At 73.0% G+C, this 14,221-nt stretch carries 12 protein-coding genes; all 12 read left to right on the plus strand.

Going from position 1 to position 14,221, the window contains the following annotated elements; translation table 11 throughout:
• Positions 1–394: 394 nt before the first annotated feature.
• The 12 genes from ACIRQY_RS03760 to ACIRQY_RS03815 all read left to right on the plus strand — a co-directional run bounded on the left by ACIRQY_RS03760 (position 395) and on the right by ACIRQY_RS03815 (position 14,078).
• Positions 395–2,071 (plus strand): ABC transporter substrate-binding protein, encoded by a 1,677-nt coding sequence (locus tag ACIRQY_RS03760; protein ID WP_403922221.1) that lies wholly within the window; start codon positions 395–397, stop codon positions 2,069–2,071.
• The gene (locus tag ACIRQY_RS03765) at positions 2,068–3,027 is read left to right on the plus strand and encodes an ABC transporter permease (protein WP_351784176.1); all 960 of its coding nucleotides are present in this window, start codon (positions 2,068–2,070) and stop codon (positions 3,025–3,027) included. Before ACIRQY_RS03760 ends, ACIRQY_RS03765 begins: the two co-directional genes overlap by 4 nt.
• Positions 3,024–3,884, plus strand: coding sequence for an ABC transporter permease (locus ACIRQY_RS03770; RefSeq protein ID WP_403922223.1), 861 nt, complete (start codon positions 3,024–3,026; stop codon positions 3,882–3,884). The genes ACIRQY_RS03765 and ACIRQY_RS03770 overlap by 4 nt, the downstream gene beginning before the upstream one ends.
• The gene (locus ACIRQY_RS03775; protein WP_351784180.1) at positions 3,881–4,870 is read left to right on the plus strand and encodes an ABC transporter ATP-binding protein; all 990 of its coding nucleotides are present in this window, start codon (positions 3,881–3,883) and stop codon (positions 4,868–4,870) included. Before ACIRQY_RS03770 ends, ACIRQY_RS03775 begins: the two co-directional genes overlap by 4 nt.
• Positions 4,863–5,705: an ABC transporter ATP-binding protein gene (locus tag ACIRQY_RS03780; RefSeq protein WP_403922225.1), complete on the plus strand. Its 843-nt coding sequence runs from the start codon at positions 4,863–4,865 to the stop codon at positions 5,703–5,705. Before ACIRQY_RS03775 ends, ACIRQY_RS03780 begins: the two co-directional genes overlap by 8 nt.
• Positions 5,702–6,892, plus strand: a complete 1,191-nt coding sequence (locus tag ACIRQY_RS03785) for an agmatine/peptidylarginine deiminase (protein ID WP_403922227.1) — start codon at positions 5,702–5,704, stop codon at positions 6,890–6,892. Before ACIRQY_RS03780 ends, ACIRQY_RS03785 begins: the two co-directional genes overlap by 4 nt.
• 206 nt (positions 6,893–7,098) lie before the next feature.
• A complete protein-coding gene (locus ACIRQY_RS03790) occupies positions 7,099–7,590 on the plus strand; it encodes a DUF1269 domain-containing protein (protein WP_403922229.1) in 492 nt (163 codons plus the stop codon).
• Positions 7,591–7,639: 49 nt separating this feature from the next.
• Positions 7,640–8,734 (plus strand): chemotaxis protein, encoded by a 1,095-nt coding sequence (locus ACIRQY_RS03795; RefSeq protein ID WP_403922231.1) that lies wholly within the window; start codon positions 7,640–7,642, stop codon positions 8,732–8,734.
• A gap of 18 nt (positions 8,735–8,752) precedes the next feature.
• Positions 8,753–9,259 (plus strand): DUF1269 domain-containing protein, encoded by a 507-nt coding sequence (locus ACIRQY_RS03800; protein ID WP_403922233.1) that lies wholly within the window; start codon positions 8,753–8,755, stop codon positions 9,257–9,259.
• A 721-nt stretch (positions 9,260–9,980) separates the two neighbouring features.
• Complete coding sequence (locus ACIRQY_RS03805) at positions 9,981–11,393, plus strand: family 2B encapsulin nanocompartment shell protein (RefSeq protein ID WP_403922235.1); 1,413 nt, start codon at positions 9,981–9,983, stop codon at positions 11,391–11,393.
• 462 nt (positions 11,394–11,855) lie between these two features.
• The gene (locus ACIRQY_RS03810; RefSeq protein WP_403922237.1) at positions 11,856–13,178 is read left to right on the plus strand and encodes a family 2 encapsulin nanocompartment cargo protein terpene cyclase; all 1,323 of its coding nucleotides are present in this window, start codon (positions 11,856–11,858) and stop codon (positions 13,176–13,178) included.
• Between the two features lie 15 nt (positions 13,179–13,193).
• Positions 13,194–14,078 carry a geranyl diphosphate 2-C-methyltransferase gene (locus tag ACIRQY_RS03815; protein ID WP_401239352.1) on the plus strand — a complete coding sequence of 295 codons (885 nt, stop codon included), beginning with the start codon at positions 13,194–13,196 and terminating at the stop codon, positions 14,076–14,078.
• Positions 14,079–14,221: the final 143 nt, after the last annotated feature.

The raw sequence follows: 14,221 nt of genomic DNA on the forward strand, positions 1-14,221 counted from the left end.
CACCGGCCCACCCCGTAGCGACACCGGCCCACCCCGTAACGACACCGCCTCCGTCCGGCGCCACCGGCGGAGCACCCCGGGCCGTCCCCCGCGGAGGCCCGGGACCGCCCCGGGCCGGCGCCCGGGACCGCCCGGCTCCCGGCACTCCGGTCCACCCCGCTCCTACGTCCGGGGCCACCCGCCCCCCAACGCCCCCCCCCGGGCCACCCGACCCGGGCCCCGGGGCCGCCCCGCCCCCGACACCCAGGACCACCGCACCCCGACACCCCGCCCGGCACTGCCCCCCCGCCCCTCCCTCTCCTCGTCCCACCGTCCCCGCCGGGCCCGAGCCGCCGCGACCCGTACCGACCGCCGTACCGAAGTACCGACCGCCGTACCGAAAGAGAGCGCGACGATGACCACCGCACCCCCACTCCGCGTCTCCAGACGCCGACCCGGACCGCCGCGCGGCCGGTCCGTCCCCGCGACGGCCGCGCGCGCCGCGCTCGCGCTGCTCTCCGCCGCCGTCCTCGCCGCCTGCGCCGGGCCGCCCCGCGACGCGACCGGCGGCGCGTTCGCCCTCTCCACCGGCACCCCCCGGGCCAAGGGCGACATCGACTCCTTCACCTGGGCCATGTACGCCGAACCGCCGACGCTCGACTACACCATGGCGTTCGACTACCCGCAGAACACGATCCTCTCCAACGTGTGCGAGAGCCTGATGCGCTGGACGCCGGGCCTCACCCTCGAACCCGGACTCGCGGAGAAGGCCACCCAGCCGGACCCGACGACCTGGGTCTACGACCTGCGGCGCGGGGTGCGCTTCCACGACGGCCGCACGATGACCGCCGACGACGTCGTGTTCAGCCTGGGCCGCCAGACCGACCCGAAGAACGCGGCGGCCTGGGCCCAGAACTTCCGGAACGTCGCCTCCGTCCGCAAGACCGGACCGCTCCGGGTCACGGTCAAGCTGAAGAAGCCCGACTCGCAGTTCCCCCAGTACATGGCGACCGCCGCCGGAGTCATCGCCTCCCGGGCGGGCGTCACCACCGCGGGCAAGGACTACGGCACCTCCGGCGGGCTCGCCTGCACGGGCCCCTTCACGCTCGGCGCCTGGCAGAAGGGCCAGTCGCTCCAGCTCGACCGCTTCGACGGCTACTGGGGCAAGCGGGCCAAGGCCGGCAAGGTCGTCTTCCGCTTCCTCACCGACCCGACCGGCCGCACCAACGCCCTCCTCAGCGGCGAGGCCGACGGCGGCTACCTCATCCCCACCGAGAGCTACGACCGGCTCAGGAACAGCGGCGCCGGAACCCTCTCCTTCGGCGAGGGCCTCAGCACCGTCAACGTCAACGTCACCGACATGAAGGGCCCCCTAGGCGACGTACGCGTCCGACGGGCGCTCTCCCTCGCCCTGGACCGCGGCGGATTCGTCCGGGCCGGACTCGGCGGCGCCGGAACCGCCACCACCTCCCCGACCAGCCGCGCCGCCTGGGCGGGCGCCTCCGAGGAGACCCGCCGCGCCGCCTTCGCCGGACTGCCCCCCACCACCCGCGACCTGGAGAAGGCCCGCGCCCTCGTCCGGGAGGCGGGCGCCACCGGCAAGACCCTCACCGTCGCCACCAGCTCCATCGGCCAGGACGTCTCCCTCCTCGCCACCGCCGTCCAGGCCGCGGGCACCAGCATCGGCCTGAAGATCAACCTCAAGTCCGTCGCGCCCAACGCCTTCACGGCCCTCTTCACCGACCCCGAGGCGCGCGAGGGCATCGACATGTTCCCGCTCACCTACTACGACTCGATCACCGACCCGCTCGACCTCCTGGCCAACTTCAGGAGCGGCGCCTACCTCAACTTCGCCGACTACCGCGACCGGCGGTACGACGAGCTCGTCGACCGCGCCACCGCCACCCAGGACCGCGGCGACCGGCTCCGCATCGAGAGCGAACTCCAGCGGCACGCCGCCGAACAGCTCCCGTGGATCCCCGTCGCCGAATGGCCCACCTCCCTCTTCCTCAACAAGAGGATCACCGGAGCCCCCACCACCATCGCCTACCTGTACTACCCCTGGGCCGCGGACGTCGGGGCGGCGCCGTGAACTTCCTGAGATTCGCCGTCCGGCGGGCCGCCGAGATGGCGGCCACCCTGCTCGTGGCGTCGTTCGTCGTCTTCGGCGCCATGTACCTGGCGCCCGGCAGCCCCGCGAGCTTCCTGCTCTCCGGCCGCTCCGCGTCCCCCGAGGCACTGGCCGCCGTCAAGGCCCAGTACCACCTCGACGACCCGTTCGCCGTGCGCTACCTGAGCTGGCTCGGAGACATCCTCCAAGGCGACTTCGGCCGCTCCCTCACCTACCGCACCGACGTCTCCCGGCTCCTCGCCGACCGGCTGCCCACCACCCTCCTCCTCATCGCCATGGCCCTCACCGTCGTGGTCGTCCTCGGTCTGCTGCTCGGCCGGATCGCCGCCGTACGCGGCGGAGCCACCGACTCCGCCGTCCTCCTCGGCACCACCCTGGCCGTCGGCACCCCCTCCTTCGTCGCCGCCGTCCTCCTCCAGGGACTCTTCGCCGTCCGGCTCGGCTGGTTCCCCAGCGGCGGCGCGGGCACCGGATTCCTCGACCGGGTCTGGCACCTGACCCTGCCCGCGATCGCCCTCGCCCTCTACCTGGTCGGCATGCTCGCCCGCGTCACCCGCTCCGCCATGCTCGAAGCCCTCACCGCCGAACACGTCACCGTCGCCCGCGGCCGGGGCGTCCCCGAACGCCAGGTCATCCGCGCCCACGTGCTCCGCAACTCGCTCGGCACCGTCCTCACCACCGCCGGCCTGATCGTCTCCACCCTCCTGGTGTGCACGATCCTCGTGGAGACCGCCTTCGGCATCGGCGGCATCGGACAGCTCCTCGAACTCTCCACCACCACCAAGGACTTCCCGACCGTCCAGGCCGTCTCCCTGATCATCGTCGCCCTCTTCATGACGGTGAACCTCCTCGTCGACCTGCTCCTGCCGCTCGTCGACCCCCGGATCGCCCTCGGGACGAGAGGAGCGAGCACATGACCACCGCCCTCACCCGCAGACCCGGACTCAGGGGGCTGCGCGCCTCCTCCGGCCGCTCCCCCCTCCACCTCCTCAGCCTCGCCTTCGCCGCGGGCGTCGTCGCCGTCGCGCTCCTCGCGCCCTGGCTCGCCCCCCACGACCCCAACGCCGTCGACCTGGGCGCCGCCCTCGCCGGACCGTCCCCCGAACACCCGCTCGGCGTCGACGCCGCGGGCCGGGACACCCTCTCGCGCCTGCTCCTCGGCGCCCGCACCTCCCTCCTCGGACCGCTCGGCGTCGTCATCACCTCCACCCTCGTCGGCGTCGCCGTCGGCACCGCCGCCGCCTGGCGCGGCGGCAGGCTCGACACCCTCCTCTCCCGGGGCACCGAACTCGTCTTCGCCTTCCCCGGGGTGCTCCTCGCCGTCCTCGTCGTCTCCGTGTACGGCGAAGGACTCCTCGCCCCCGTCGTCGCACTCGGCGTGGCCTACCTCCCGTACGTCAGCAGGCTCACCCGCTCCCTCGTCCTCGCCGAACGCGCCCGCCCCCACATCAGCGCCTACCGCGTCCAGGGCCACTCGGGGCTCCAGATCTGCCTGCGGCACGTCCTGCCCGCCATCGCCCCCGTCGTCCTCGCCCAGGCCACCATCAACTTCGGCTACGCCCTCATGGACCTGGCCGGCCTGTCCTTCCTCGGCCTCGGCGTCCCCCCGCTCACCCCCGACTGGGGCCGCATGGTCTTCGACGGCCAGACCGCCGTCCAGTACGGCTACCCGCTCTCCGCGGTCCTGCCGTGCCTCCTCGTCGTCCTCACCGTCGTCGCCTTCAACGTGGTCGGCGAACGCTGGGCCGACCGTGTCGCAAGGAGAGACGGATGACCGCACCACCCGCCGCCCTCGACGTCCGCGACCTGCGGATCACCCTCCCCGGCACCGCCCGCCCCGTCCTCGACGGCGTCAGCCTCACCGTCGGCGCGGGCGAGACCGTCGCCCTCGTCGGAGAGTCCGGCTCCGGGAAGTCCCTCACCTCCCGCAGCGCCCTCGGTCTGCTGCCGCCCGGCGCCACCACCGGCGGCACGGTCCTCGTCGACGGACAGGACGTCCTCTCCCTCGCCCCCGAACGGCTCCGCGCCCTGCGCGCGGGCACCGCCGCCATGGTCTTCCAGGACCCGCGCGCCGCCCTCAACCCGCTCCGACGCATCGGCGACTTCCTCACCGAAGGAGTCCGCGCCGCCCGCACCACGGACCGCGCCGGAGCCACCGCGCGCGCCGTCGAACTCCTCGAAGCCGTCGGACTGGACGCCACCGCCCTCCCCAAGTACCCGCACCAGGTCTCCGGCGGAATGCTCCAGCGCGTCGTGATCGCCGCCGCGCTCATGGGCGACCCCGCCCTCCTCCTCGCCGACGAACCCACCACCGCGCTCGACGTCACCACCCAGGCCGAGGTGATCGCCCTCCTCGCCCGGCTCCGCCGCCGCTTCGGCACCGGACTGCTCTTCGTCACCCACGACCTCGACCTGGCCGCCGCCGTCAGCGACCGCGTCTACGTCATGTACGCGGGCCGGATCGCCGAGACGGGACCCGCCGAAACCCTGTTCGCCCACCCCCGCCACCCGTACACCGCGGCCCTGCTCGCCTCCACCCCCCGCCACACCGCCCCCGGCGGCAGACTCCCCGCCATCCCCGGCCGCCCGCCGGACCCGCGCACCGCCCTCACCGGCTGCGCCTTCGCCGCCCGCTGCCCGCTCGCCACCGAGCTGTGCGCGGAGCGGGCGCCCGAACCCGCCCGGATCGACGAGGACCACCACACGGCCTGCCACCACCACGACCGGCTCGCCGCCCGAGGGAGCACCGCCGATGACTGAACCCCTGCTGCGGGCCGACGGCCTCAGCCGTGCCTTCGGGGACGTCCACGCCGTCGACGCGGTGTCCTTCACCCTCCCCGAGGGAGGCTCGCTCGGCATCGTCGGAGGCTCGGGTTCCGGCAAGACCACCACCGCCCGGATCGTCGTCGGCCTCGAACACGCCGACACCGGCGAGGTACGGGTCCGGGGCACCGTCCGGCCCGCCCGTGCCCGCGGCCGCGCCCAGCGCCTGGCCAGGGCCCGCGAGGTCCAGCTGGTCTTCCAGGACCCCTACCTCTCCCTCGACCCCCGCAGCACCGTCGAGCGGGCCCTGCGCGAGACCCTCCGCCTCCACTTCCCCGACCGGGACCCCGCACCCCGCGTCCGTGAACTCCTCGACCAGGTGGGTCTCGGCACCCGGGCCGCCGAAGCCCTGCCCCGGCAGCTCTCCGGCGGCCAGCGCCAGCGCGTCGCCATCGCCCGCGCCCTCGCCGTCGAACCGGCCGTCCTCGTCCTCGACGAGGCCGTCGCCGCCCTCGACGTCTCCGTCCAGGCCCAGATCCTCAACCTGCTCGCCGACATCCGCGAACAGACCCCCATCGGCTACCTCTTCATCACCCACGACCTCGGCGTGGTCCGCTGCGTCACCGACGAGCTCCTCGTCATGCACCGGGGCCGCGTCGTGGAGGCCGGTGCCACCGCCGAGGTGCTCGCCGCGCCCCAGCACCCCTACACCCGGCTGCTCCTGGACTCCGTCCCGCGCCCCGGCTGGAACCCGGACCGGATCGCGGAAGCCCGGCAGCGCCTGATGACCGCACCCGCACCGCCCACCGCCACACCCAGGAGGCAGACGTGAACCGACCCGCCGCACACTCCGCCCAGGCGAACCGGCCCGAAGGAACCCGGCCCGAGGAGGACCGGCCCGGCCGCCCCGGCCCGAACCGGCGCGGCTTCCTCGTCGCCGCCGGACTGACCGCCGTCGGCGCGGCCCTCTCCACCACGGCCGGGGGCAGCGCCCTGGCCGCCGGGACCGCGGGGACCTTCCGGGTCCCCGCCGAGGACGTCCGGCACACCCGCACCTGGATGACCTGGCCCGACAGCACCGCCATCTGGGGCAGCACCCTGAGCGGGGTCCAGGCCGACATCGCCCTGATCGCCCGCACCGTCGCGAAGTACGAACCGGTCGTGATGTGCGCCAACTCCGGCAGCGCCGCCAAGGCCCGCCAGCTGTGCGGCTCCACCGTCACCGTGATCACCACCATCCCGGTGGACGACTGCTGGACGCGGGACACCGGCCCCGTCTTCCGTACGAACGGGACCGGCGGCCTGGACGCCGTCGGCCTCAACTTCAACGGCTGGGGCAACAAGCAGACCCACGCCAAGGACGCCCTCGTCGCCGGCCGGATCGCCGCCTACGTCGGCGTCCCGATCAGCTACGCCGCCCTGGTCGGCGAGGGAGGCGCCGTCGAGCAGGACGGGGCCGGCACCCTGATGGCCACCCGCAGCAGCCTCGTCAACCGCAACCGCAACCCCGCGATGACCGAGCGCCAGGTGGAGACCGCCGTACTCGCCGCGTACGGAGCCTCCAAGCTCATCTGGTTCGACGGCGTCAAGGGCCAGGACATCACCGACGACCACGTCGACGCCACCTCCCGCTTCCTCGCCCCCGGGGAGGCCCTCGTCCAGATGCCGCTCGCCACCGACACCGACGTGTACGCCAAGGACGCGCGCCAGCAGTACGCCCTCCTGGACGCGGCGACGACCTCCGGCGGCGTGCCGATGGACGTCACCCAGCTCCAGGGCCCGGACTACGACAAGATCCGTTCGAGGAGCAGGGACTTCCTCGCCTCCTACGCCAACTACTACCTCTGCAACGGCGCCGTCATCAGCGCCCACTTCGGTGACACCCGCGCGGACCAGGCGGCCAGGGCCACCCTGGCCCGGCTCTACCCCGGCCGTGTCGTCGAACAGCTGAACATCGACCGGCTCGGCACGGGCGGCGGCGGCATCCACTGCGTCACCCAGCAGCAGCCCGTGGCGTAACACCGCCCGCGCACGACCACCGGCTCAGGGCCCCGCCGTCCGGCACCACGGGACGGCGGGGCCCGCCGCGTCCCCGGCCGGACCCCATCGAGTCGCGGGGACCCGCGAACCGGGACAGGATGACTCCCTGTGGGCCCCGGAGAGCCCGTCCGGGTCTCTCCGACGGAAGGGAGGACCCCCGGCGTCCCTTCCCCGAGGAGGCGGGCATGGCCGAACTCATCGTCATCGGATACGACGATCACCAGGTCGCCGAAGAGGCGCTCGCCACGGTCAAGGACCTGGAGCGGGACCACGTCGTACGGCTCGCCGGACTCGCCGTCGTCTCCCGGGACGCCGAGGGCGAGACCCACGTCGACACCAGCAGACGCGTCGTCGGCGCCACCGCCGCGACCGGCGCCCTCTGGGGAACCGTCTTCGGCATCCTCTTCCTGCTGCCCGGAGTCGGCCTCCTGACCGGGGCGGCCCTCGGCGGGCTCGTCGGCAGACTCGCGCAGTCGGGAGTCGACGACCGCTTCCGCGAACAGGTCGACGCCCTCCTCGGACGCGGCACGGCCGCCGTCGTGATCATGGCCTCGAAGGTCACGGAGGACAAGTTCACGGCCGCGATGCGACCGCACGGCGGCACCGTCCTCAAGACCTCGCTCAGCGACGAGGACGAGAGGGACCTCGCCGAACGGCTCACCGGCCCCCAGCGGTAGCCGCCCCCACCCCGCAGGCACGCCCGCCCCGTCACCGGAAGGACCACCCATGCCCCCCGCGCTCAGCGGCGACGCGCTCGCCAAGCTGCGACAGCCCCGCCCGTATCCGGCCGTGTCCCTCGTGATGCCGACCCACCGCCGCGAACCGGACAACGCCCAGGACCCCGTACGCCTGCGCAACCTGGTGAGCACGGCGGAGAAGGCGCTCCAGGACGACCCGGACGTCCCCCGCGAGCGGCGCGCCGACATCCTTGACCAGCTGCGCCGCGCGGTGGCCGAAATCGATCTCGCACACGTCGAGGACGGCCTCGTCATCCACGTGGCCCAGGGCGAGCACCAGGTGTGGACGCTCGCCCGTACGGTCCCCGAGCGCGTGGTCCTCGCCGACACCTTCCTCACCCGCAACCTCGTGGCCGCCCAGGCCGCCGCACGGCCCACCTGGGCCCTCGCGGTGGCCGCCGACCGGATCTCCCTGTGGAGCGGCAGCCCCGAGCGGACCACCGAGCACACCGGTGACGGCTTCCCGCTCACCCGCAGCCTCGAAGACCCGGACGCCGAGCGCAAGGAACGGATCGGGGACCTCCCCAGCACCTTCCGCGACGAGGCCACCCGCCAGTTCTTCCGCGAGGCGCACGAGGCCCTGAACGCGGTCCTCGCCTCCGACCCGCGCCCGCTCTACCTGCTCGGCGAGCCCGCCGCCCTCACCCTCCTGGAGGAGACCGGACCGCTCCGGGCGGGCACCACCCCGGTCCAGCACGGCGGACTCGCCCGCGGACCCGCCGCGGCCGTCCACGAGGCCGTGGAGCCCGCGCGCGCCGCCCGCGAGGCCGCCGCTTCGGCCACCGTCGTGGCCGAACTCGACACCGCACGGGGCCGCCGCGAGTTCGCCGGGGGCCTCGACGAGGTGTGGCAGGCGGTGAAGGACGGCCGGATCAGACTGCTCGCGGTCGAGGACCAGTACCGCACGGTCGTACGCGAGGAGGGCGGCCATCTGGAGCCCGTCGAGTCCGGGGCCACGGACTCCAGGGACGACATGGTCGACGAGATCGTCGAACGGGCCCTCGACACCGGCGCCGAGGTCCAGTTCGTCCCCGAGGACACCCTGGCCGAGCTCGGCCGCATCGCCGCCGTACTGCGCTACTGACCCCGGAAGGAGAGCCACATGTCCGAACTGATCGTGCTCGGCTACGACGATCTCGCCGTCGCGAACAGGGCCTTCGCCGCCGTCCGGGAACTGGAGGAGAGCCATGTCGTGGATCTGACGGGACTCGCCGTGGTGTCGGTCGACGCGCAGGGCGCGACGCATGTCGACACCGCCGCGCGCCGGGAGGGGCAGGTCGCCCTCTCGGCCACCGCCGGCGCCCTCTGGGGACTGGTCCTCGGCATGATCGTCCTCACGCCGGGCATCGGCGTGATCGGCGCCGCCGTCGGCGGGCTGATCGGCCGACTGAACCAGACGGGCGTCGACAACGCCTTCCGCAACAAGGTCCGTTCGCTCCTCGAACCGGGCGGGTCCGCCGTCGTGATCATGGCCTCGAAGATCACCGAGGACCGGTTCGCCACGGCCATGGAGCCGTTCGGCGGCACCGTCCTCAAGACCTCGCTCCCCGAGGAGACCGAGCGGGACCTCGCCGAACAGCTCACTGGCCGGACCGGGCAGCCCGACTGACCGGACCCGTCGCACGGGAGACCGGGCGCTCGGAACACGACCGCGTCCCGGCTCGACGACGGGCAGGTCGTGCGGTGACCGCCGCCGCGGCCCCTGCCCGGTGCCGCGCCCCCGGCCCGGCTCCGTGCTCCCGGCCCGCTGCCGCGCCCCGGCTCCGCGCCGACGATGGCGACGACGTCGACGCCCGCCTCGCGCGCCAGCGTGTCGGTCCGGTGTTCCGGTCGACGTTTCGATGTGGAGGGCGGCCCCGTTCCGGAGCGGCGGGGCCGCCCCCAGGTGATCGCCTGCCTTCGGGTCCGCCCCCGGCTGATCGCCTGCCGTCGGGTCCGCCCGCTCATCCGCAGCAGCGCGACGCCGTTCCCGCGGGGCATGATGCCGCCGACGCTTATCCCATTTCGGCTGATTCACGCGCCGCCGGTGGTGAGGGGGTGACGGTCGCGCCCGGCGCGCGCTCCCCGTCTCCCCGTAGGGATGTTTCGGTCATACCGGCTGAAAACCGTTGCCCGTGTCTTTAAACCCTTTTGCCAGCAAGATCGCTGGATCGAGGTAATGCCGTCAGTCCGACGAGGTGGATGAGCGGAGCAGGCCGTTACTGTTCCCCGGGATCTGGACGGATTTCCTGGATTCCTCCAGGAATTCCTTCCTTCACCTGCTTTCTCCGCTTTTCGACCGGCGCGCTCGTGCGCCCGTCAGCACCCCCTCCCAAGGAGAGCTCGACCCCATGACCGTTGACACCAGCCCGGAAGCTCAGCAGGAATCGCCGAAGCAGTCCAGCCTGAGCACCGCGGCGGCCCGGAACCTCGCCACCACCACCAAGTCCGCCCCCCAGATGCAGGAGATCACCTCCCGCTGGCTGCTGCGGATGCTCCCCTGGGTGGAGACCAAGGGTGGCGCCTACCGGGTGAACCGCCGACTCAGCTACACCGTCGGCGACGGACGCATCGAGTTCGTCCAGGACGGCTCCCGCGTCCGGGTCATCCCCGGCGAGCTCGGCGAGCTCGCCCTGCTCCGCGGTTTCGAGGACGAGGAGGTGCTGAGCACGCTGGCCGGCCGCTGCGTCCAGCGCGACTTCAGCGCCGGGGAGGTGCTCGTCCAGCGCGGTGCGCCCGCCGACGAGATCCACCTGATCGCCCACGGCCGGATCAGCCAGACCTCGGTCGGCAAGTACGGCGACGAGGTCGCCGTGGCCGTGCTCGCCGACGGCGACCGGTTCGGTGAGAACGCCCTTCTGGACGCCGACGCCCGATGGGACTACACCGCCACCGCCGAGACCTCCGGCACCCTGCTCACCCTCTCCCGCTCCGAGTTCGGCGCGGTCCTCGCCTCGGCCCCCCACCTGCAGCGCCACATCCAGGAATTCAGCTCGCTGCCGCTCCAGCGCCAGAACAAGCACGGCGAGGCCGAGATCGCGATGTCGGCCGGTCACACCGGCGAGGTCGCCCTGCCCGGCGCGTTCGTCGACTACGAGCTGAAGCCGCGCGAGTACGAGCTCTCCGTCGCCCAGACCGTCCTGCGGGTCCACACCAGGGTCGCCGACCTCTACAACGGGCCGATGAACCAGACGGAGGAGCAGCTCCGGCTCACCGTCGAGGCCCTGCGCGAGCGTCAGGAGCACGAGCTCATCAACCACCGCGAGTTCGGCCTCCTCCACAACGCCGACTTCAAGCAGCGCATCCAGACCCACTCCGGCCCGCCCACCCCGGACGACCTCGACGAGCTGCTCTGCCGCCGCCGCGGCACCAAGATCTTCCTCGCCCACCCCAAGGCGATCGCCGCGATCGGGCGCGAGTGGAACGCCCGCGGCCTCTACCCCGACACCATCGACCTCGAAGGCCACCGCATCCCGAGCTGGCGCGGAGTCCCGATCCTGCCCTGCAACAAGATCCCGATCAGCGCGGAGAACACCACCTCGATCCTCGCGATGCGCCTCGGCGAGGACAACCAGGGAGTGATCGGACTCCGCCAGACGGGTCTCCCGGAGGAGTACGAGCCCGGCCTGTCCGTCCGCTTCATGGGCATCAGCGAGCAGGCGATCATGTCGTACCTGGTCACCACGTACTACTCCGCCGCCATCCTCGTGCCCAACGCGCTCGGCGTCCTGGAGAACGTGCAGATCGCCCGCAGGCGCGACTAGGGCGTGTTTCGAAAGTCCCGCCTGCCTGGCGACGCCTGGCACGCACGCTCGCCGCGTTGTCGGGATCACCCCGATACATCCAAGTATCGGGGCGGCCCTCCGCCTGGCGATCGCACGCACCAGACGCCGCCAGGCCTGCCCTCCGGGCAGACGGCGCTACTTTCGAAACACGCCCTAGGGCGTGTCGCCAGAGTCCCGCCCGCCCGGCGGCGCCCGGCACGCACGCTCGCCGCGTTGTCGGGACCACACCGGTACATCCAGTGCCGGGGCGGCCCTCCGCCTGGCGATCGCAGGCACCGGACACCGCCGGGCCCGCCCGCCGGTCAGACGGCGCCACGTGTGAAACACGCCCCAGCGGAGCCGTCCGGCCCCCTCGCGGAGGCCGTGACGGTCCGGATTCCCGGGCCGTCCGAGAACGCCCGGGATCCGGGACAGTCCATCCATCTCACCGAGGAGTCACGGATGCCCGAACCCGGGCTCTCCCCTCTGCTGTCGAGCCTGCCCTCCGCCGCGGCCCTCTTCGGGTCCCGGGTGCTCGCCGAGGTGCTCGCCGAGGCGCCCGCGGGGACGGCCGTCACCGCCGCCGTGCCGGCGCCCCCGCCCGCGGCGGCCCCACCGGCCGCCGAGGTGCCGGAGGTCACGGCACCGGAGTCCGCCCCCGCACCCCGCCCCACCCCCGCCGAACCCGCCGGGGCCCCGGCGTGGTTCCTCGGCGGGCCCACCGGTCTGGGCACGGCGACCCTCTCGCTGGCCCGGCCCCCGGCGGCACCGGCCCCGCCGGAACCCCCGCTCCCCACGCCCGCCGAGGGGAGGCCCATCCCCGGCCTCTACTTCCACCCCGTCCCCGAACCCGACCCCGTCCGGGTGGACGAGGTCAGCCGTCGGATCAAGGACTGGGCCGTGGACGAGGTCCAGCTCTTCCCCGACGACTGGGAGGGCGAGTTCGACGGCTTCTCCGTCGGGCGCTACATGGTCGCCTGCCACCCGGACGCCCCGACGGTCGAACACGTGATGATCGCCACCCGGCTGATGGTCGCCGAGAACGCCGTCGACGACATCTACTGCGAGGACCACGGCGGCTCGCCCGTCGGACTCGGCGGACGGCTGCTCCTCGCCCACACCGCGCTCGACCCGCTGCACACCACCGAGGAGTACGCGCCCCAGTGGGCGGAGTCGCTGTACTCCGACTCCCCCCGGCGCGCGTACCGCTCCGCCATGGAGTACTTCGTCCGGCAGTCGACCCCCTCCCAGGCCGACCGCTTCCGGCACGACATGGCCCGGCTCCACATGGGCTACCTCGCCGAGGCCGCCTGGGCCGAGACGAACCACATGCCGGAGGTGTGGGAGTACCTGTCGATGCGGCAGTTCAACAACTTCCGCCCCTGCCCCACCATCACGGACACCGTCGGCGGCTACGAACTGCCCGCGGACCTGCACGCCCAGCCGGCCATGCAGCGCGTCCTCGCCCTGGCCGGGAATGCCACGACCATCGTGAACGACCTCTACTCGTACATGAAGGAACTGGACAGCCCCGGCAACCACCTGAACCTGCCCGTGGTGCTCTCCGAGCGCGAGAACCTCTCCGAGCGCGACGGATACCTCAAGGCGGTCGAGGTCCACAACGACCTCATGCGCGCCTTCGAGAGCGAGGCCGCCGCCCTGGCCCTCGCCTGCCCTGTCCCGAGCGTGCTGCGCTTCCTGCGCGGAGTCGCCGTCTGGGTCGACGCCAACCACTACTGGCACCAGACCAACACCTACCGATACAGCCTGCCCGATTTCTGGTAAGAAATGGAATTATCTGTGACCAGCACCGAGTTCACCACCGTCAACGACACCGCCGCGTTCGTCCCGAACCCGGCGACGCCCTACCAGGGCGACATCGCCCGCTACTGGAACGCCGAGGCCCGGCCGGTGAACCTGCGCCTCGGCGATGTGGACGGGCTGTACCACCACCACTACGGCATCGGTGCCGTGGACCACGCGGGCCTCGGCACCCCTGAGGACAGCGAGTACGAGAAGAAGCTGATCACGGAGCTGCACCGGCTGGAGTCGGCCCAGGCCGAGGTCCTCCTGGACCACCTCGGCGTGATCCAGGACACGGACACCCTCGTCGACGCGGGCTGCGGCCGCGGCGGTTCGAGCGTCATGGCCCACCAGCGCTTCGGCTGCAAGGTCGAGGGCGTCACCCTCTCCTCGACCCAGGCCGAGTTCGGCAACCGGCGCGCCGCGGAGCTGGGCATCGCCGACCACGTCCGCGCCCAGGTCTGCAACATGCTCGACACCCCCTTCGAGAAGGGCAGCATGGCCGCCTCGTGGAACAACGAGTCGAGCATGTACGTCGACCTCGACGACCTCTTCGCGGAGCACTCCCGCTTCCTCAAGGTCGGCGGCCGGTACGTGACCATCACCGGCTGCTGGAACCCGCGCTACGGCCAGCCCTCGAAGTGGGTCTCCCAGATCAACGCTCACTTCGAGTGCAACATCCACTCCCGCCGTGAGTACCTGCGGGCCATGGCCGACAACCGGCTCGTCCCGCAGGCCGTCATCGACCTGACGCCGGACACCCTGCCGTACTGGGAGCTGCGCGCCACCTCCTCGCTGGTCACCGGCATCGAGGAGGCGTTCATCGAGTCCTACAAGGACGGCTCCTTCCAGTACGTCCTGATCGCGGCCGACCGCGTCTGACCGGTCGCGCCCCGCCGGCCGTCGGTGGCCGACCGCCGACCACGGGGGGGGGGGGGGGGCGCCCCCCCCCCCCCCCCCCCCCCCCCCCCCCCCCCCCGGGGGCGCCCCCCCCCCCGCCGCCCGGGCGCCCCCCCCCCCCGCGC

Origin of the sequence: Streptomyces sp. NPDC101490 (assembly GCF_044767145.1) — a bacterium.
Taxonomy (GTDB): Bacteria; Actinomycetota; Actinomycetes; order Streptomycetales; family Streptomycetaceae; genus Streptomyces.

Bases quoted from the DNA above. Each gene is read 5' to 3' on its own strand.
- ACIRQY_RS03760 (WP_403922221.1), top strand. From the start codon at position 395: ATGACCACCGCACCCCCACTCCGCGTCTCCAGACGCCGACCCGGACCG.
- ACIRQY_RS03770 (WP_403922223.1), top strand. From the start codon at position 3,024: ATGACCACCGCCCTCACCCGCAGACCCGGACTCAGGGGGCTGCGCGCC.
- ACIRQY_RS03775 (WP_351784180.1), top strand. From the start codon at position 3,881: ATGACCGCACCACCCGCCGCCCTCGACGTCCGCGACCTGCGGATCACC.
- ACIRQY_RS03780 (WP_403922225.1), top strand. From the start codon at position 4,863: ATGACTGAACCCCTGCTGCGGGCCGACGGCCTCAGCCGTGCCTTCGGG.
- ACIRQY_RS03790 (WP_403922229.1), top strand. From the start codon at position 7,099: ATGGCCGAACTCATCGTCATCGGATACGACGATCACCAGGTCGCCGAA.
- ACIRQY_RS03795 (WP_403922231.1), top strand. From the start codon at position 7,640: ATGCCCCCCGCGCTCAGCGGCGACGCGCTCGCCAAGCTGCGACAGCCC.
- ACIRQY_RS03800 (WP_403922233.1), top strand. From the start codon at position 8,753: ATGTCCGAACTGATCGTGCTCGGCTACGACGATCTCGCCGTCGCGAAC.
- ACIRQY_RS03805 (WP_403922235.1), top strand. From the start codon at position 9,981: ATGACCGTTGACACCAGCCCGGAAGCTCAGCAGGAATCGCCGAAGCAG.
- ACIRQY_RS03810 (WP_403922237.1), top strand. From the start codon at position 11,856: ATGCCCGAACCCGGGCTCTCCCCTCTGCTGTCGAGCCTGCCCTCCGCC.